The 18,137-nt window shown below is 56.0% G+C and carries 15 protein-coding genes; 7 read left to right on the top strand and 8 right to left on the bottom strand.

Features of this window, described 5'->3' with window-relative positions:
• The first annotated feature begins 10 nt into the window (after positions 1-10).
• Positions 11-559 carry a YaeQ family protein gene (locus tag FKCLFG_RS11575; protein WP_472613240.1) on the top strand — a complete coding sequence of 183 codons (549 nt, stop codon included), beginning with the start codon at positions 11-13 and terminating at the stop codon, positions 557-559.
• 141 nt (positions 560-700) lie between these two features.
• On the opposite strand, the gene FKCLFG_RS11570 is transcribed toward FKCLFG_RS11575, so the two are convergent.
• The 3 genes from FKCLFG_RS11570 to yjgA form a co-directional block, all read right to left on the bottom strand.
• Positions 701-1,363, bottom strand: a complete 663-nt coding sequence (locus FKCLFG_RS11570; RefSeq protein WP_472613239.1) for an alpha/beta hydrolase — start codon at positions 1,361-1,363, stop codon at positions 701-703.
• An 89-nt stretch (positions 1,364-1,452) separates the two neighbouring features.
• The gene (gene mog, locus FKCLFG_RS11565; RefSeq protein ID WP_472613238.1) at positions 1,453-2,082 is read right to left on the bottom strand and encodes a molybdopterin adenylyltransferase; all 630 of its coding nucleotides are present in this window, start codon (positions 2,080-2,082) and stop codon (positions 1,453-1,455) included.
• Positions 2,060-2,659, bottom strand: a complete 600-nt coding sequence (gene yjgA / locus FKCLFG_RS11560; protein ID WP_472613237.1) for a ribosome biogenesis factor YjgA — start codon at positions 2,657-2,659, stop codon at positions 2,060-2,062. Before yjgA ends, mog begins: the two co-directional genes overlap by 23 nt.
• 83 nt (positions 2,660-2,742) lie before the next feature.
• Here yjgA and pmbA point away from each other — a divergent pair, with 83 nt between their 5' ends.
• From pmbA to FKCLFG_RS11545, 3 genes are all read left to right on the top strand, one after another.
• Entirely contained in the window at positions 2,743-4,095 is a 1,353-nt protein-coding gene (gene pmbA / locus FKCLFG_RS11555) for a metalloprotease PmbA (RefSeq protein ID WP_472613236.1), read from the top strand.
• A 199-nt stretch (positions 4,096-4,294) separates the two neighbouring features.
• Positions 4,295-5,380 (top strand): TRAP transporter substrate-binding protein, encoded by a 1,086-nt coding sequence (locus FKCLFG_RS11550; RefSeq protein ID WP_472613235.1) that lies wholly within the window; start codon positions 4,295-4,297, stop codon positions 5,378-5,380.
• Positions 5,381-5,912: 532 nt separating this feature from the next.
• A complete protein-coding gene (locus tag FKCLFG_RS11545; protein ID WP_472615845.1) occupies positions 5,913-6,998 on the top strand; it encodes a TRAP transporter substrate-binding protein in 1,086 nt (361 codons plus the stop codon).
• A 91-nt stretch (positions 6,999-7,089) separates the two neighbouring features.
• On the opposite strand, the gene FKCLFG_RS11540 is transcribed toward FKCLFG_RS11545, so the two are convergent.
• From FKCLFG_RS11540 to argH, 3 genes are all read right to left on the bottom strand, one after another.
• Entirely contained in the window at positions 7,090-8,718 is a 1,629-nt protein-coding gene (locus tag FKCLFG_RS11540) for a TRAP transporter large permease (protein WP_472613234.1), read from the bottom strand.
• A gap of 22 nt (positions 8,719-8,740) precedes the next feature.
• Entirely contained in the window at positions 8,741-9,325 is a 585-nt protein-coding gene (locus tag FKCLFG_RS11535; RefSeq protein WP_472613233.1) for a TRAP transporter small permease subunit, read from the bottom strand.
• A gap of 303 nt (positions 9,326-9,628) precedes the next feature.
• On the bottom strand, positions 9,629-11,023 hold the full coding sequence (gene argH / locus FKCLFG_RS11530; RefSeq protein WP_472613232.1) for an argininosuccinate lyase: 1,395 nt from the start codon (positions 11,021-11,023) through the stop codon (positions 9,629-9,631).
• Between the two features lie 265 nt (positions 11,024-11,288).
• On the opposite strand from argH, the gene FKCLFG_RS11525 reads away from it, so the two are divergent.
• On the top strand, positions 11,289-12,356 hold the full coding sequence (locus FKCLFG_RS11525) for a sensor histidine kinase (RefSeq protein ID WP_472613231.1): 1,068 nt from the start codon (positions 11,289-11,291) through the stop codon (positions 12,354-12,356).
• Positions 12,353-13,168: a LytR/AlgR family response regulator transcription factor gene (locus tag FKCLFG_RS11520; RefSeq protein ID WP_472613230.1), complete on the top strand. Its 816-nt coding sequence runs from the start codon at positions 12,353-12,355 to the stop codon at positions 13,166-13,168. The genes FKCLFG_RS11525 and FKCLFG_RS11520 overlap by 4 nt, the downstream gene beginning before the upstream one ends.
• Positions 13,169-13,267: 99 nt before the next feature.
• Here FKCLFG_RS11520 and FKCLFG_RS11515 read toward each other — a convergent pair whose 3' ends face one another.
• Positions 13,268-14,020, bottom strand: coding sequence for a sulfite exporter TauE/SafE family protein (locus tag FKCLFG_RS11515; protein WP_472615844.1), 753 nt, complete (start codon positions 14,018-14,020; stop codon positions 13,268-13,270).
• 105 nt (positions 14,021-14,125) lie between these two features.
• Positions 14,126-16,993: a phosphoenolpyruvate carboxylase gene (gene ppc / locus FKCLFG_RS11510; RefSeq protein ID WP_472613229.1), complete on the bottom strand. Its 2,868-nt coding sequence runs from the start codon at positions 16,991-16,993 to the stop codon at positions 14,126-14,128.
• 143 nt (positions 16,994-17,136) lie between these two features.
• Between ppc and hemC the strand changes: the two genes are divergently transcribed.
• Positions 17,137-18,132 (top strand): hydroxymethylbilane synthase, encoded by a 996-nt coding sequence (gene hemC / locus FKCLFG_RS11505; RefSeq protein WP_472613228.1) that lies wholly within the window; start codon positions 17,137-17,139, stop codon positions 18,130-18,132.
• Positions 18,133-18,137 lie beyond the last annotated feature (5 nt).

Raw genomic sequence — 18,137 nt, 5'->3', positions numbered from 1 at the left:
AAGCGACACAATGGCTATTAAAGCAACCATCTACAAGGCCGATCTGCAAATTGCAGATATGGACCGCAATTTTTACGAAACGCAAACTCTGACCATCGCCCGCCATCCGTCCGAAACCGACGAACGGATGATGGTGCGGGTGCTGGCCTTTGCCCGCCATGCGCACGAGGCGCTGACTTTTACCAAGGGCTTGTTCGTCAACGATGAGCCGGATTTATGGCAAAAAGACTTGACCGGCGCAATCGAGCTTTGGATCGAGGTCGGCCAGCCGGACGACAAGCGGCTGCTCAAAGCCTGTGGGCGTGCCGAGCAAGTGGTGGTCTACAGCTACGCCAGCAACAGCAGCATCTGGTGGAATCAGATCGGCAGCCGGCTGGAGCGCGCGAAAAATTTAACTGTATTTAATTTGCCGGCAGCAACCAGCCAGGCATTGCAAAAGCTGGCGCAACGCAATATGCAGCTGCAATGCACGATTCAAGATGGGCAGATCTGGATGACAGGCGGGGATCAGACGGTGCAGATCGATCTGGAGACGCTGAAGGCTCCGGTGCAGCGTTGATGGGGAGTATGGCTTAAAACAATGCTATATCCGTATATTATTATGCGGTATTTAAAAATACATTATCAAGTATGTGTTGTGTAACATGCCGAATGCCACCAGAAGCTTGCATGCGCCTGGTGGCATTTTTTTTCGCTTGGATCAGGCCAGAACGCGTTTGAACCAAGCGCCGATGTCATCGATTTCTTCTGCGCACACCGCGTGCTGCATCATGTACTCATGCCATTCGACGCTATAGCCAAGGGTGTTCAGCAAGTCGCGCGATTGTTCTGCACGCGAAATCGAAATCACCGGATCGGCACGGCCATGCGCGATGAAGATCGGCGTGTGCTGGTTGGCCAAGTGGCGTTCTGCTGCGGTGACGCCGCTTAAAGGAACGTAGCCGGACAGGCACAGCAAGCCGGCCAGTGGTTCCGGATGGCGCAATCCGGTTTGCAGTGCCATCGCGCAGCCCTGGGAAAATCCGGCCAGGATGATGCGATTGGCCGGCGTGCCGCGTGCGATTTCCTTGGCGATCAGATTTTCGACCGATATTTGCGACTTGCGCAGGCCGGCTTCATCTTCGCGCTTGGCGATGTCGGCACCGAGAATGTCATACCAGGCGCGCATCACATAGCCGCCATTGATGGTCACCGGTATCGCTGTTGCATGCGGGAATACGAAGCGGATCGCCGGGCAGCCAGTCAAATCCAGTTCGCGCACAATCGGCACGAAGTCATTGCCGTCTGCGCCCAAGCCGTGCAGCCAGATGACGGATACGCCCGGGTTGGGAGCGGTTTCGATTTCAATGGTTTCTAGTGTCATGGTGGGAACCTTCTCGTGGCGCAAATGGAGGGAGATTGATTGCGTAAAAACAGTCATCGTTCCCGCGTATGCGCGGGAATCCTGACAATTTATACGATGGATGTTTTAGTGCGGATGGCGGATTTCGGGCGAAATGCCTTGCAGACGTTTTCATCGGTTTCGATGTATGGGCCGCCCATCAGGTCGATGCAGTAGGGCACCGCCGCGAAGATGCCTGCAATAAGTTGCTTGCCGTCGGCGTCTTTCAAGCCTTCCAGCGTTTCCTTGATAGATTTCGGCTGACCGGGCAAGTTCATGATCAATGCCGCGTGGTCAGCGGTTTCGCGGATCACTGTGACCTGACGCGACAAGATCGCGGTCGGCACGAACTTCAGGCTGATCTGGCGCATCTGTTCGCCGAAGCCTGGCATTTCCTTGGTGGCCACAGCCAGCGTTGCTTCTGGCGTAACGTCGCGTCGGGCCGGGCCGGTGCCGCCGGTGGTCAGTACCAGATCGCAGCGCAATACGTCGACCAGCTCGATCAGGGCTTTTTCAATCGCGGCCTGCTCGTCCGGGATCAGCCGGGTTTCCATTTGCCATGGACTGGTCAATGCGGCGGAAAACCAGTCGCGCAGCGCCGGAATGCCCTGGTCTTCATAGACGCCGCTGGAGGCTCGGTCGGAAATCGAAACCAACCCGATGCGCAACTGATCAGGGTTATTTATTTTCGTCGTCGTCATTCTGATCGTCCTGATCGTCTTGTTCGGAGGTCTTGGCTTGGGTTTGCAGTTGTTTGAGTATCTGGAAAATCTCGCGGTACGCTTTGGGCGGCTTGTTCTCAGCCTGTTCCTTGCGCGCATTGCGGATCAAGGTACGCAGGTGTTGCGCCTCGAGTTCCGGATGCTGCTGCAGCAACAGCGTCAGCGCGGCATCGTCTTTCAACAGTCGTTCGCGATGGCGTTCCAGCGCATGCATGACGCTGGTATCGGCTTTGGATAAGCCTTTCCAGCCGTCCATCGCGCGCTGGATGATGGCGAGTTCTTCTTCGTTCAGCGAGCGCATTTTTTTGCCAACGTATTGCAGTTGGCGGCGGCGGCCTTCATGGTCCTTGATCAGTTGGCAATCAAGAATCGCGTCTTTGACATCTTCCGGCATCGGAACCCGCTTGACGCGGTCGCGTGGCTGGTCGATCAGTTCCTGGCCCAGCTTTTGCAGGGCGGTCATATCACGCTTGAGTTGCGACTTGGATGGGCGGTCGTATTCTTGTTCGAATTCGCTGGTCTGGAAGCCGCAAGCGCCTCGGTTTGGATTTGGCATAATGAATTGAGGTAGGGCAGTGAGCCATTCTGTAAACGACTGCTATCATAACTGTTTATACGACCATCCGAAGAAAACAGCTCATGAGCGACTCCCTATTCATTCACAGCCAAGACCAATTAAAGCAGTTAGCGCGAGATGTGTTGCGCATCGCCCTTGAGACCGGTGCATCGGACTCTTCGGTCGATTTCAGCGAAGGCAGCGGTCTGTCCGTGTCCGTGCGTAAGGGCAAGATCGAGACCATCGAACAGAACAAAGATAAAGGCATGGGCGTGACCGTGTATATCGGCAAAAAGCGCGGCAATGCCAGCAGCTCCGATTTTTCGGAAACAGCCTTGCGCGCCACGGTGGAAGCGGCCTACAACATTGCCCGCTTTACTGCCGAAGACGATTGCGCCGGCTTGCCGGAAGCCGACCTGCTGGAAATGGCGCCGCGCGATTTGCGCCTGTGCTATCCGTGGACGATTTCATCGGAGGAGGCAGTCTTGCTCGCGCAGCGCACCGAAGCAGCCGCGTTTGCGGTCGACAAGCGCATTACCAACAGCGAAGGCGCTGGCGTGTATGTGCAGCAGTCGCATTTCATTTCAGCCAACAGCCGTGGTTTTATCGGTGGCTATCCATATTCCCGCCATACCATTTCGGTCTCTCCAATCGCCGGCAAGGGTGGCAACATGCAGCGCGATGACTGGTATTCGTCGATGCGCAATCCAAAAAAACTGGCCAAGCCGGAGGATATCGGCCGTTATGCGGCAGAGCGTGCATTGGCGCGTCTGGGTGCGCGCAAGCTCGATACCCGCAAGTGCCCGGTATTGTTCGAAGCGCCGCTGGCAGCAGGTTTGCTGGGCGCTTTTGTGCAAGCGGTGTCGGGCGGCGCGTTGTATCGCAAATCGACTTTTCTGCTCGATTCACTGGGCACGCAAGTGTTTCCAGCGCATATCCAGATTCTGGAAGATCCATACGCCATCGGCGGCGTCGGTTCTTCGCCGTTCGACGACGAAGGCGTCAAGACCCACCGGCGCGACGTGGTCAGTGATGGCGTGGTGCAGGGTTATTTCCTGTCTACCTATTCGGCCCGCAAGCTGGGCATGCAAACCACGGGCAACGCCGGCGGTTCGCATAATCTGTCGCTGACATCCAAGCTGACCAAGCGCACCGATAATTTCAAGGCAATGCTGAAGAAGATGGGCACCGGCCTTCTTGTGACCGAGTTGATGGGGCAGGGAACCAACTATGTAACAGGCGACTATTCGCGTGGCGCTTCGGGGTTCTGGGTGGAAAATGGCGTGATTGCCTATCCGGTAGAGGAAATCACCATTGCCGGCAACATGAAAGATATATTTCAACAAATCGTGGCGGTCGGTGCCGACACTCTGGTGCGCGGCTCCAAGCAAACCGGTTCCATTCTGATCGAGCAAATGATGGTAGCCGGCGGCTAAAATTTAGCCCAATTCGCCCATCTAAGCTATTTTTCATGTTGCATCGCGGCATGATTTTCTGGCGTTACGCGCCGCCTCTATGCTTATAATCTCCTGCGCAACAAGTACACAAGCGCACTGAATAGGTGTGTCAGAGTGCCAGACCGGCGGGGTGGCCGAGTTTAATGATTTTTTCGATGTTCAATTCTTTGGAGACAGTATGGAACGACGTTCATTTCTTAAAAAGACCGCAGTAGGTGCTGCGGCTAGTGCGATTGCGGTCCCTTCCTTGGCGCAATCGACGCCCACACTGAACTGGCGTCTGGCATCGAGCTTCCCCAAAAGCCTGCCTATCTTATTTGGTGCGGCAGAACGGTTCGCCGCACGCGTAAAAGACCTTACTGAAGGCAAATTCAATATCCGCATCTTTGCCGCCGGCGAGATCGTTCCCGGCACGCAGGTACTCGATGCGGTGCAAGCTGGCACCGTCGAAATGGGTCATACCGCCTCTTACTATTATTTCGGCAAGGACCCAACACTGGCATTTGACACCTCAGTGCCGTTCGGCTTGACCTCGCGCCAGCAGAGTGCATGGATGCTGCATGGCAATGGCATGAAATTGATGCGCGAAGTGCTGGCGGACTACAACATCATTAATTTCATGGGCGGCAATACCGGCACCCAGATGGGCGGCTGGTTTCGCAAAGAAATCAAGACGGTTGCGGATCTGAAAGGCTTGAAATTTCGCGTCAGTGGTTTTGCCGGCCGCGTAATGACCAAGCTGGGTACCGTGCCGCAACAGATTGCCGGTGGCGATATCTATCCTGCGCTGGAAAAAGGCACGATCGATGCGGCCGAATGGGTAGGCCCAGTGGATGACGAGAAACTGGGATTCAGTAAGGTCGCGAAATTTTATTACTACCCAGGCTGGTGGGAAGGCGGTGCGCAGTTGTCCTTTTACATCGGCAAGAAAGAGTGGGAAAAACTGCCGAAGTTGTATCAGGATGCGGTTGAAACTGCGTCGATGGAAGCCCATACGGATATGCAGGCCAATTACGATGCGAAAAATCCCGCTGCATTAGCGCGTTTGCTGCAAAGCGGAGTCCAACTCAAACCGTTCCCGCCCGCTGTCATGGAGGCTTGCTTCAAGGCTGCGCAGGAAACTTTTACTGAAGAAGCGGCAAAGAATCCGAAATTCAAGAAGGTCTACGACGACTGGAAAGTGTTCCGCAACAACCAGGGCCAGTGGTTCAATGTTGCAGAAGGCGCTTTTGACCGCTTCAGTTTTACGCGCCCCCTGAAGTGATGGCAGGGTCAGCACCTGCAATGCATTAGGATGTGAAAAAAGCAGTATTTTGCGCCAGCACTCAATACCAATCCCTGCACTTCAGTGTAGGGATTTTTTTTGAAGCAATGAATATTCCGACTGATATCAATTGCTTACTGCAGATTGGTAGATACAACCGGCGACCCGAAGCACTAGTGGAACCGAGATTGAAATATGCGGTTTCAGGAGCGCCACGGATACCGATTCCGGGCATGGCCCACATGAAAATATTTGGCATCGACGCTTAGCTGAATAAGCATTCAATCGAGCCTATTGCGCATATTTTTTAATATTCGGTTGGTCTATTTGTATTCGATAACTGCAATGGTGAATTTATTTCATGTCGATATTTGAAACAGATGCTGCGTGCTGCATCGCAGCGAGACTTTGTATTGCTGCATTCGTATTCACCCCCTACAATTTGTCACCCAGAAACTAATTGGGTGCCCGATGTGCGGTCACTGATTTCGGCTTAATAATTTCTTTGCTGTTCAATTCCTCAGGAGACAAAATGGAACGACGTTCATTCCTTAAAAAAGCAGCCGTAGGTGCAGCAGCAGGTGCAATCGTTGCACCTGCTTTGGCACAGTCCACACCAACGCTGAACTGGCGCTTGGCTTCGAGCTTCCCCAAAAGTCTTGATACCCTGTACGGCGGTGCCGAGTTGTTTGCTGCCCGGATAAAAGAACTCACCAATGGCAAGTTCAACATTCGTGTTTTTGCTGCCGGTGAAATCGTTCCCGGCACGCAGGTACTCGATGCTGTTCAGGCCGGCACCATTGAGATGGGGCATACCTGCTCTTACTACTATTTCGGCAAAGATCCTACGCTGGCATTTGATACGTCAGTACCGTTCGGCCTGTCCTCGCGTCAGCAGACCGCCTGGATGCTGCATGGCAATGGCATGAAATTGATGCGTGAACTGATGGCCGAATACAATGTCGTCAACTTCATCGGTGGTAACAGTGGTACCCAGATGGGTGGTTGGTTCCGCAAGGAAATCAAGACGGTTGCCGATCTCAATGGCTTGAAATTCCGCGTTGGGGGTTTTGCCGGTCGCGTGTTGTCCAAGCTTGGTGTTGTGCCGCAGCAGATTGCTGGTGGCGATATCTATCCTGCGCTGGAAAAAGGCACGATCGATGCAGCCGAGTGGATTGGCCCTTACGATGACGAGAAGCTGGGCTTTAACAAGGTTGCGAAATTCTATTACTATCCCGGCTGGTGGGAAGGTAGCACGCAATTTTCTTTCTATATGGGCAAAAAAGAATGGGAAAAGCTGCCTAAGATATATCAGGCCGCTGTTCAAACTGCGTCAATGGAAGTGCATGTCGATATTCAGGCCAAATACGATGCCAAAAATCCCGCTGCATTAGCGCGTTTGCTGCAAACTGGAATCAAACTCAAGCCCTTCCCACCGGCAGTCATGGATGCTTGTTTCAAGGCTGCGCAGGAAACTTTCACCGAAGAGTCGGCAAAGAATCCGAAATTCAAGAAGGTCTATGACGACTGGAAAGTATTCCGCAACAATGAGGGCCAATGGTTCAATGTCGCAGAAGGCAGTTTCGATCGCTTTAACGCAACCCGCGCGTTGAAATAACGAATAAGCGTGTTATGAGGATTTGAATAATTCTCGTTAGAAATAAAAAAACTCTGCATCTGCAGGGTTTTTTATTGGGGTGCGCTGTTGCTTATTTAGTGAAGGTAAATGCGGGTGGCGCGGATTCCGATGCTGGTTCGGATGCAGTGGGAATTTCAATACTGAGATCTAATTTTCTGTGCATATCCTCGACTTGGCCCACACTCACGATGCTCGGGACAAAGATGATCAATCCCACCATGATGACCTGAATACACACGAATGGAATCGCACCCCAGTAAATATCGCTGGTCTTGACTTCCTTGGGCGCCACCGAGCGCAAGTAGAACAGGGCGAAACCAAACGGCGGATGCATGAAGGAAGTCTGCATATTCACGCTCAGCAGTACGCCGAACCAGATCAGGTCGATCCCCATTTTTTCAGCCACGGGTCCGACTAACGGCACCAGAATGAACGCCAGTTCAAAGAAGTCGAGAAAGAATGCCAATCCAAAAAACAGAATGTTCACCACGATAAGGAAACCCATCTGGCCGCCCGGCAGGGATGTCAGCAGATGTTCCACCCATAAATCGCCATTCATGCCGCGGAAGATCAGCGAAAACACGCTGGAGCCGATCAGAATAAAGATAACGAAGCAGGACAGGCGGGTGGTTGAATTCATTGCCTGCTTGAGTAAGTCCCATGACAAGCGGCGGTTCATCAATGCCATGACGATAGCGCCGAACGCACCCATGCCACCGCCTTCGGTGGGGGTCGCAATGCCAAGGAAAATAGTGCCCAATACCAGAAAAATCAATGCCAGCGGCGGGATCAGCACGAATACGACTTTCTCAGCCATACGCGACAGCAGGCCCATTTTGAGTGCGCGGTTGATCAGTGCGAGTATGAACGAACCCACCACGCCGATTGCCACGCCCACTGCAGCGATTTCATCTGCAGGCGCATTCGGATGGCCGCTTGCATAATACTTGGAGCCAACGTAAGACGCGGCAATCGCAAGGGCAATCAGGACAAACAGGGATCTGGCGCCGCTGTCGCCGTTGGGCTGGCTCAGGTTGCGTGCTTCCGGCGGTAGTGCCGGCAATGCTTTCGGTTTGAAAATTGCAACAGCCGCCACATAGCCCGCATACATTGCTGTCAACAACAGGCCAGGCACGAATGCAGCCTTGTACATGTCGCCGACGGAGCGGCCCAATTGGTCGGCCATGACGATCAATACCAGCGAGGGCGGAATGATTTGCGCCAGCGTGCCGGATGCTGCAATCACGCCGCTGGCGAGTCGCTTGTCGTAACCGTAACGCAACATCACTGGCAGGGAAATCAGGCCCATCGAAATCACCGATGCCGCCACCACGCCGGTCGTCGCTGCCAGCAAGGCACCGACGAAAATTACGGCAAAGGCAACGCCGCCGCGCAAAGGCCCGAAAAGCTGGCCGATGGTATCCAGCAAATCTTCGGCCATGCCGGAGCGTTCCAGGATCAACCCCATGAAGGTAAAGAATGGAATCGCCAGCAGCGTGTCGTTTTGCATGATGCCGAAAATCCGGTTCGGCAACGCTTGCAGAAGTTCCGGCTTGATCAAGCCGAATTCGATGCCGATAAAGGCGAAAAACAGGCCGTTGGCGGCCAGTGCAAAGGCTACCGGGAAACCTGATAGCAAGAAAACTACCAGCGCGCCGAACATGATCGGCGCGATGTTCATGATGATGAATTCTGTCATTTTTTAACCTGTCTTGAGCCGATTAGTTGATCTTGTTCGCGGCCTTGATGGCCTCGATTTCTTCTTCGGGAGTCGCTACATGGCGTTCGAATGTGCTGGCATCGACTTTGCCCATCAGGTAACCGATGCGCTTGATTATTTCGGAGAAGGCTTGCAAGGTCAGCATCAGGAACCCGACCGGGATCAGCAGCTTGGCTGGCCAAACGATGAGGCCGCCGGCATTGCTGGAGAGTTCCCGACCCTGGATCGATTCAAATGCGTAGGGAACGGCGTAATACAGGATGATCAGAGAGATCGGCAACAGAAAAACGGCGAATCCGAAGATATCGACCCAGACCTGAACCCGTTTCGGCAGTCGGCCGGAAATGACGTCAATGCGGATGTGTTCATCGCGGTGCAAGGTATGCGAAGTCGCCAACAGGAAGATGGCAGAGAACAGATACCACTGGATTTCCAGCCATGCGTTGGAGCTGATGTCGAAGGTGTATCTGATGAGGGCATTGCCGCTACAGATGAGGACTGCGATGAGCAGCGCCCAGCTGACGCCTAACCCGACTTTATCATTGATTTTGTCAATGATTCGCGAGAGCAAAAGTAAAAACGACATGGTGGTTGTCTCCTGTTTGGAATGAACGGTTAATGCCTGATGCGCAATATTGCTCCGGCGCGACATTTTATTTGCGGGCCAGTATATGACATTTCACTTTGTGAATTAGCGCTTCATGTTTCACTTTAGTAATTTTCATGTCAGCGTGAAATGGTCGCATGAATTGTTGCTGTCACGGATACGCGATACTACTTACGATGCTTGCGCAAAGGCAGTAATAGAGACGGTTTTTTTGACAAATGAGAATATTAAAGCAGCCGCAGAGGCCTGTGCCTGGCTGCGTGCTGCCGGTTTAAAAACGTTTTATTGGAGCAAGTCGCGCATATGGGCAATGGCCGCACGGACCTGTTTGGGCGCTGTGCCGCCGATGTGGTCGCGGGCGGCGACCGAGCCTTCCAGCGTCAGCACCGCGAAGATGTCTGCCTCGACCAAGCCGGAGAAAGCGCGCAGCTCGTCCAGCGTCAGGTCAGTCAGGTCGCAGCCGCGATCCACGCAGGTGCGCACCGCGCGGGCTACCGCTTCGTGTGCATCGCGAAATGGCAAGCCTTTCTTGACCAGATAATCGGCCAGATCGGTGGCGGTGGCGAAACCTTGCAGCGCGGCTGCGCGCATGGTGTCGGCCTTGACCGTGATGCCGGTTGCCATGTCGGCGAAGATGCGCAGCGTATCGGTCAGGGTATCGACGGTGTCGAACAGCGGTTCCTTGTCTTCCTGATTGTCCTTGTTGTACGCCAGCGGCTGGCCTTTCATCAGGGTCAGCAGACCGATCAGGTGACCATTGACACGGCCGGTTTTGCCGCGCGCCAGTTCCGGCACGTCCGGGTTTTTCTTTTGCGGCATGATCGACGAACCGGTGCAAAAGCGGTCGGCGATGTCGATGAAGCCGACCCGCGGGCTCATCCAGATCACCAGTTCTTCCGACATGCGCGAGACGTGCGTCATCACCAGCGCGGCTGCAGCGCAGAATTCGATGGCGAAGTCGCGGTCGGACACCGCGTCGAGCGAATTGCGGCAGACTTCGTCGAAGCCGAGCGTCTTGGCGACGCGTTCGCGGTCGATCGGGAACGTGGTGCCGGCCAGCGCAGCCGCGCCCAGCGGCAAGCGGTTGACGCGACGGCGGCAGTCGGCCATGCGCTCGGCGTCGCGGCTGAACATTTCGACATAGGCCAGCATGTGGTGGCCGAAAGTGATCGGCTGCGCCACTTGCATATGGGTGAAGCCCGGCATGATGGTGTCGGCATGTTGTTCGGCCAAGTCCAGCAGCGCCAGGCGAAACGCGTGCAGCAGCGCCGTGATGTCGTCAATCGCCGCGCGCAGATACAAGCGGATGTCGGTGGCGACCTGGTCGTTGCGCGAGCGCCCGGTGTGCAAGCGCTTGCCGGCGTCGCCTACCAGTTCGGTCAGACGTTTTTCGATGTTCAGATGGACGTCTTCCAGGTCGAGCAGCCATTCGAACTGGCCGGCGTCGATTTCAGCGCGGATTTGCGTCATGCCGCGCTGGATTTCTGCATAATCGGCTGGGTTGATGATGCCGGTGGCGCACAGCATTTCGGCATGCGCGAGCGAGCCTTCGATGTCGAACTGGGCCAGGCGCTTGTCGAAAAATACCGAAGCGGTATAGCGTTTGACCAGATCGGATACCGGTTCGGAGAAACGCGCCGACCACGCTTCGCTTTTTTTGGAGAGTTGTGCTGTCATAATTGGGTCCAGGTTTTGGTCTTGGGGAATGCTGCGATTATAAATAGGAGTTGCGGGACTTGTGCGCAACAGGCGGAAATAAGTCCCGCCAGCAGGCCGCGTTTAATTTGCACTCTGGAGTTTATTTAATAATGCGGGAGTATGCTTAAAAACAAGCATATTTCCGCATTATTATCATGCGCATTATAAAAATACATTAAGTAGTATGTCTTCCATGAAGCCGGCTCTTCCTGTTTCTGAATCCACGTTGGATTAACGCTCGCCTATGTCGCTATTTACGGTTCCTGGTAGTGCCAGTGCAACAATCGATACGGTCATCCCCGACTGTTGCAATATCGGCGTGGTGTTTCGCTCGATGCTGGCGGTCAATCTGGCGGTCCTGACTGCCGCCATTCTGCATAATGACGGCTGGCAGGCGGGCCTGATCGATTTCGTCGAAGCGGCTATCGTGATTGAACTGGCTTGCCTGTGGTCGCTTTTCATGCTGTGCAGCCTGCGCCAGTTCCGGGCGGTGCGTCACGCTCGCCTGTGGGCGCAGCGCATTCTGTGCATGCTGGTGCCGGTATTGGTGACGGCGGCCATCATCCGTTACTTGTCATCCTTCGACTGGTTTGTCGGCAGCTTTCCCCATTTGACTGTGCCGGGTGGTTTTTTGGTGGCGGCCTTGTTCGGCGTTGTGCTGCAACATTACTTCGAACTGCGTACCCGCGCCTTTTCGCCGGCTCTGGCAGAGGCGCGCTTGCAAGCGTTGCAGGCGCGCATCCGGCCGCATTTCCTGTTCAATAGCCTGAACGCGGTATTGTCCCTGATCCGCACCGCGCCGCGCCAGGCCGAAACCGCGCTGGAGGATTTGGCTGACCTGTTTCGCGTATTCATGCGTGATGCGCGCAACATGACCAGCCTGGAACAAGAGATCCATTTGTGCCGCCAATACCTGTCCATCGAGAAAATTCGCCTGGGCGAGCGCCTGCAGGTGCGCTGGGAGCGCGGCAACGTCAGCGATGCAACCCTGCGTCGGGCCCAAGTGCCGGCGCTGCTGCTGCAACCGTTGCTGGAAAACGCGGTGCGTTACGGCGTCGAACCGGTCAGCGCGCCTTGCCTGATCTCGGTGCGTCTGAACCGCTCGATCGACCGGATTCAAATCGTCATCACCAACTCCTATCATGGACAGGACACAATCGCTGGCGGTAAGGCCGGCAACAACATGGCGCTAGTCAATATCCGCGAGCGGCTGGCGCTGTTGTTCGATGTCGAAGCGCAATTGTCCACCGCCGTGGTGGAGGGGAAATTCGAGGTGCAGCTGCGTTTTCCTTATGTAAAGAGTCCAGCATGAGCAGGAAATTGCGCTTGTTCATTGTCGATGACGAGGCTCCGGCGCGCGTAAGGTTGACCACTTTGCTGGCCGATATCGCGGCAGAATGTCCGCATCTGATCGTCGGCGAAGCCGATAACGCCGCGCAGGCGCTGATCGGCATTGTCCGCAGCAAGCCCGATATTCTGTTGCTGGATGTGCAGATGCCCGGCATGAGCGGGATGGCGCTGGCTGCGCAGCTGGCACATCTGACCGGCGTGCAGAGCCCCGCGCCGGCGATTATTTTCATTAGCGCGCACGAGGAATATGCGCTGGACGCTTTTGAGGTGCAGGCGCTCGATTACCTGTTGAAGCCGGTGCGCGCATCCCGTTTGGCCGCTGCGCTCCAGCGCTTCAAGCCGGTAGCTGTATCCGCACCGGAGCGCAGCGCGTATTTGCCGCCCGCCGCCAGCCATCCAGAACAAGTCCGGCGCCAGCATTTTTCGGTACAGGAACGCACCCGGGTCGTGCTGGTGCCGATCGATGATGTGTTGTACCTGAAAGCCGAATTGAAGTACGTGACCCTGCATACCAAGGTGCGTGAATATCTGATCGAGGCGTCGCTGGTCTCGCTGGAGCATGAGTTGGCCGAAACATTCGTGCGCGTGCATCGCAATGCATTGGTAGCGCGCAGCGCCATCTGCGGCGTAGAACGCGCTACCGGCCTGCAGGGGCTGGAGGGCGACGAGCAGGGCAAAGGCGGGGATTTCTGGCAAGTGATTCTGCGCGATGTGGCAGAGCGCTTGCCGATTTCACGCCGCCAGTGGCCGGTGCTCAGGACCCTGGTGCGCTGATTAACATGATTATTAAAATACATGGGGTATGCAAAAAAACTCCATATTTTCCGCATATATTGCATGCGGTGAGTATAAATACAGCGCAATGTATATTCTTTATCGCTGAAAGAAAATCACTGTCATTACAGCGCCGGTAATGATTACCACTGTGCGCACCGCCTTGGCCGGCATTTTGCGCGCCAGCCTGCCGCCGATATAACCGCCGAGCGTGGAGCAGGCCATCATGGCAAATGCCAGCGGCCAGTTGATGGCGTCGCCTGCCGCGTAGACCAACACCGAGATTGCCGTCAACACGGCGGACGCAATGTTTTTCAAGCCATTCATGCTGTTCATGTTGGTTTCGCCCAGCAGCGCAAACGCAGCCAGCAAAAGAATCCCGAGGCCGCCGTTGAAATAGCCGCCGTAAATGGCCACCACAAACACGACAATCGACGGCCAGACCGAATCCGGCGCAAAACCGGCGGACCCGGCTGTGCTTGCATAACGGTTAGCCAGTTTTCCTCCAAACGCAAACAGGCAGGTTGCCGCCAGCAGCAGCCACGGAATGATGCGGCGAAAACCGGCGTCCGAAGTCGCCAGCAGCAGCGACGCTCCGATCAGGCCGCCGATCAAACTGAACACGATCAGTTTTTTCATGGTCATGCAACGCAGACTGCCGAGATCGTCCTTGAAGGCCAGCGCGCCTGTGATGTATCCCGGCAGCAATGCGGTGGTTCCGGTTGCGTTCGCCATAATCGGCGGCACGCCGACGAACACCAAGGCGGGAAAAGTCAAGAAACTGCCGCCACCGGCAATCGCATTCAAGCCGCCGGCGAACAGCGCCGCAGTACAAATTATTACCCAGTGCATTGAGGTCATGGTGGCCGAATCGGGAGTGTGCAAAACAGGGCGTTTTGCGATGATAAATAAAGTGAAAATTTAAGTAGCGCAGGCCTCCATGCCTGCGCTACTGGCTCAACCGGTATTGCGCAACCCTGCCGCGATCCCGTTGATCGACAAGTGGATGCCGCGATGGACGCGTTCGTCGATCTTGTCGGGATTGGTCGCCCCAGCGCGGTGCCGCTTGATGAGTTCGACCTGCAAGTGATTGAGCGGGTCGAGATAAGCGAAGCGACTCTGGATCGAGCGCGCCAACGAAGGATTGCCGGCTAGCCGTTCGGTAGCGCCAGTGATGGTTTCCAGACATTGCGTGGTGCGTTCGTGCTCCGCCACAATCCGTTTGAAAACGCTGGTGCGCAGCTTTTTGTCGGCCACCAGCCCGGCGTAGCGGGAGGCGACTGCGAGGTCGGTTTTGGCCAGCACCATGTCCATATTCGACAGCAGCGTGGCAAAAAACGGCCATTCGCGAAACATCGCGCGCAGAGTGGCGACTTTTTTGGCTTGCGCTTTTTCGTCGCCATCGTTCATCCATTCGGAGACGGCGCTGCCGAAGCCATACCAGCCCGGCAGCAGCAAACGGCATTGGCCCCAGGAGAAGCCCCATGGAATTGCCCGCAAGTCTTCGATGCGGCGGGTCGATTTGCGCGAGGCAGGGCGCGAGCCGATGTTGAGTTCGGCGATCTCGGCAATCGGCGTGGCCGAGAAAAAATAATCGGTAAAGCCCGGCGTTTCGTATACCAGGTTGCGGTAGGCGGCATACGCGCGTTCGGACAGTTCGCCCATCACGTGTTCGAATTCCTGCAGCTTTTTGGTGTGGCGTGCGTCCGAGTCCGATATGGACGGCATCAGGCTGGCTTCCAGCGTCGCAGCCACCAGCAGCTCCAGGTTGCGGCGGCCGATTTCGGCGTTCGAGAACTTGGAGGCGATGATTTCGCCTTGTTCCGTCAAGCGGATCTGACCGTTGACGGTGCCATGCGGTTGCGCCAGGATCGCTTCGTAACTGGAGCCGCCGCCGCGTCCTACCGTGCCGCCGCGGCCGTGGAACAGGCGCAGCTTGACGCCGGCGTGATCGAATACTTTGACCAGCGCGTTTTCAGCCTTGTACAGTTCCCAGTTGGAAGTCAAAAAGCCGCCATCCTTGTTGGAATCTGAATAGCCCAGCATGACTTCTTGCAGCTGGCCTTGTTGCACCAGTTGCTGGGCAACTTCTGGCAGCGCCATCAATTCCTGCATGATGGCGGCGGCGCGGCGCAGATCGGGGATGGTCTCGAACAGCGGAATCACCATCAGGTCGTGCCTGGCTTCGCCTGCTGGCAGTACATCGGGGTCCGATTGCGAACGCAGCAAGCCGGTTTCTTTTTGCAGCAGCAGCACTTCGAGCAGGTCGGACACGGTTTCGGTGTGCGAGATGATGTAATTGCGGATCGCACGGTCGCCGAAACGATGCCGAATCTCGCGCGCCGCACGCAGCACCGACAGTTCCGAATTGGTCTGGTCCGAGTATGCAATGTAGGGCGAATACATCAGGCGCGGTTGGGTCAACTCTTGACGCAGCAAGGCGATTTTTTGTTCTTCACGCAGTGCGGCGTAATTTTTTTCCACCCCGGAGTGGGCGAACAGTTCGGCCAGAACGATTTCATGCACGTCTGAGGTTTGGCGCATATCCAGAGTAGCCAAGTGGAAGCCGAAGATTTCAGTGGCCCGCTTCAAGCACGACAGGCGCGGCTTGATCAAGGCGGCGGCATGATGCGATTTCAGCGATTCGGCGACGATGTTCAGGTCAAAGGTGAGTTCGGTAGCTGCCGAGTAGGCTGCCGCGTGGCCGATTTCATGGCGCAGGATATTCATTACGCCCAGCGAGCGTGCGGTTGCAGCCAGCCGTGCATAGATGCCAACCAGGGCGCGCCGGTAAGGTTCATCGGCGCGGTGGGCCGAAGTGTCGGGCGAGGCATCGGCCAGCGCTTGCAGTTGCGGTGAGACCTCAACTAGCTCGGCAGAACTGGAGAGTTCCGCCCCGAGCAGATGGATTTCGCCCAGGTAAAATTCGATGATGGTGGTCGATTGGCGTCCTAGTGCATGCTGCATGGTGTCGGCATTGACGTTCGGATTGCCATCCCGGTCGCCGCCGATCCAGCTGCCCATCTGCAGATAGGCCGGAGTGTCGGACGGTTTGGCATGGGATGGGAACTGGGTGGCGACTTCAGTTGCGATATCGTTATACAAGCCAGGCAACTCGTGCAGGAATGTGATGCGATAGTAAGACAGCGCATTCTCGATCTCGTCGGCGACGCTCAACTTGGAGTTGCGCAGCATGCGGGTTTGCCACAAAGTGACGACGCACGCATGCAGCAGTTCGGTATTGCCGGCCAACTCTTTGGGTGTCATCGGATGGTCGCGCCCGGCCAGCAGGCGGGCGATTTCGCGCTCCGCATCCAAGATGCTTTTGCGCTGCACTTCGGTTGGGTGCGCGGTCAATACCGGAGAAATCAGTGCGTGCTTGAAAAAATCACGAATGGTGTCGCCGGATACGCCGGCATCATCGAGCTTGGACAAGGCAAACGCGACGCTGCCCTGTTGCGGCGCGGAACCGGCCAGTAAATGCGCGCGGCGACGCCGGTTGTGATGCTGGTCTTCAGCGATATTGGCCAGATGCGAGAAGTATGAAAAGGCGCGCACCACCGTAATGGTCTGGTCGCGGGTCAATTTCTTGAGCAGCTTATCAAGATCGGCGCCGGACTGGATTTCTGCCTCGCGGCGAAAGCGCACTGCGGTCTGGCGTATAGTTTCCACCACATCATAAACAGCATCGCCCTCCTGATCGCGCAGCACATCGCCTAGCAGGCGGCCTAACAGCCGTATGTCATCCTTGAGCGGGGCATCCTTGTCGACAGTCTTTTTGTTGGCGGCGAGCCCGATACTGTTACTGGTGGTTTTTTTAGCCATGGTGAACGAATGCAATCCGTTTTGATCTGGTGATGGAAATGGCCTTTAGCCATGAATGGCAAGTGGACGCGTGATAACATTTGGCCTCAAGCATTTGCGCAATGGCATGGATTTGAGCATTCATCCAAGCCTTTTAAATCGAAATGATCCGTAGAAAATCCATAGAAAATAATTCATCGAAAGAGCCCGTGTTGAAACTATCCTCTCCCTCCAAGTTGATAATCGCATCGCGCGAAAGCCGTCTGGCCATGTGGCAGGCCGAGTATGTGCGCTCCCGTTTATCCGAATTATATCCGCAGTGCAGCATCGAAATTCTAGGAATGACCACGCGCGGCGACCAGATTCTTGATCGCGCACTGTCAAAAGTGGGTGGCAAGGGCTTGTTCATCAAGGAGCTGGAAGTCGCCATGAGTGAAGGGCGGGCCGATTTTGCCGTGCATTCGCTCAAGGATATGCCGATGACCCTGCCGGACGGTTTTTGCCTGGCAGCGGTTATGCAGCGCGAAGATCCGCGCGATGCTTTCGTCTCCAACGATTACGCGTCGCTGGACGCGCTGCCGCACGGTGCCGTTGTTGGCACCAGCAGCTTGCGCCGGGAGGCCTTGATCGCCGCCCGTTACCCGCACCTGGTGATACGGCCGTTGCGCGGCAACCTCGATACCCGGCTGGGCAAGCTCGACCGCGGCGAATACGCCGCAATTATCCTGGCTGCGGCGGGCTTGATGCGGCTCGGTGCGGCTGCCCGCATCCGTTGCGTGCTGGAGCCGGAGCAAAGCTTGCCGGCGGCCGGGCAAGGTGCGATGGCAATCGAGATCCATTCCGAGCGCGCCGACCTGAAAGCTTGGCTGGCGCCACTGGCGCACCAGGCAACGACCCAGGCCGTGTTGGCCGAGCGCGCAGTATCGCGGGTCTTCGGCGGCAGTTGCCAGATTCCGCTGGCTGCGTTTGCTACGCTGGACGGGACGACCTTGCGCTTGCGTGCGATGGTGGCGACGCCGGACGGCCAGCGGATGGCAACAGCAGAAGCATTTGGCCCAGCCGATGCGCCGGAGGCTCTCGGTCGCCAGGTGGCAGAAGCACTGGCCGCGCAGGATGCAGCAGGGATACTTGCAGCTTGCGCTTCAGACGAAGCGGAATGAGTAAG

The sequence above is a fragment of the Gelidimonas denitrificans genome, from assembly GCF_055694065.1.
This window is presented reverse-complemented; position numbering and strand designations above follow the sequence as displayed.

What these genes read in the sequence shown, in the direction of transcription:
- FKCLFG_RS11575 (WP_472613240.1), top strand. Translation starts at nt 11, where the DNA reads ATGGCTATTAAAGCAACCATCTACAAGGCCGATCTGCAAATTGCAGAT.
- FKCLFG_RS11570 (WP_472613239.1), bottom strand. Translation starts at nt 1,363, where the DNA reads ATGACACTAGAAACCATTGAAATCGAAACCGCTCCCAACCCGGGCGTA.
- mog (WP_472613238.1), bottom strand. Translation starts at nt 2,082, where the DNA reads ATGACGACGACGAAAATAAATAACCCTGATCAGTTGCGCATCGGGTTG.
- yjgA (WP_472613237.1), bottom strand. Translation starts at nt 2,659, where the DNA reads ATGCCAAATCCAAACCGAGGCGCTTGCGGCTTCCAGACCAGCGAATTC.
- pmbA (WP_472613236.1), top strand. Translation starts at nt 2,743, where the DNA reads ATGAGCGACTCCCTATTCATTCACAGCCAAGACCAATTAAAGCAGTTA.
- FKCLFG_RS11550 (WP_472613235.1), top strand. Translation starts at nt 4,295, where the DNA reads ATGGAACGACGTTCATTTCTTAAAAAGACCGCAGTAGGTGCTGCGGCT.
- FKCLFG_RS11545 (WP_472615845.1), top strand. Translation starts at nt 5,913, where the DNA reads ATGGAACGACGTTCATTCCTTAAAAAAGCAGCCGTAGGTGCAGCAGCA.
- FKCLFG_RS11540 (WP_472613234.1), bottom strand. Translation starts at nt 8,718, where the DNA reads ATGACAGAATTCATCATCATGAACATCGCGCCGATCATGTTCGGCGCG.
- FKCLFG_RS11535 (WP_472613233.1), bottom strand. Translation starts at nt 9,325, where the DNA reads ATGTCGTTTTTACTTTTGCTCTCGCGAATCATTGACAAAATCAATGAT.
- argH (WP_472613232.1), bottom strand. Translation starts at nt 11,023, where the DNA reads ATGACAGCACAACTCTCCAAAAAAAGCGAAGCGTGGTCGGCGCGTTTC.
- FKCLFG_RS11525 (WP_472613231.1), top strand. Translation starts at nt 11,289, where the DNA reads ATGTCGCTATTTACGGTTCCTGGTAGTGCCAGTGCAACAATCGATACG.
- FKCLFG_RS11520 (WP_472613230.1), top strand. Translation starts at nt 12,353, where the DNA reads ATGAGCAGGAAATTGCGCTTGTTCATTGTCGATGACGAGGCTCCGGCG.
- FKCLFG_RS11515 (WP_472615844.1), bottom strand. Translation starts at nt 14,020, where the DNA reads ATGCACTGGGTAATAATTTGTACTGCGGCGCTGTTCGCCGGCGGCTTG.
- ppc (WP_472613229.1), bottom strand. Translation starts at nt 16,993, where the DNA reads ATGGCTAAAAAAACCACCAGTAACAGTATCGGGCTCGCCGCCAACAAA.
- hemC (WP_472613228.1), top strand. Translation starts at nt 17,137, where the DNA reads ATGATCCGTAGAAAATCCATAGAAAATAATTCATCGAAAGAGCCCGTG.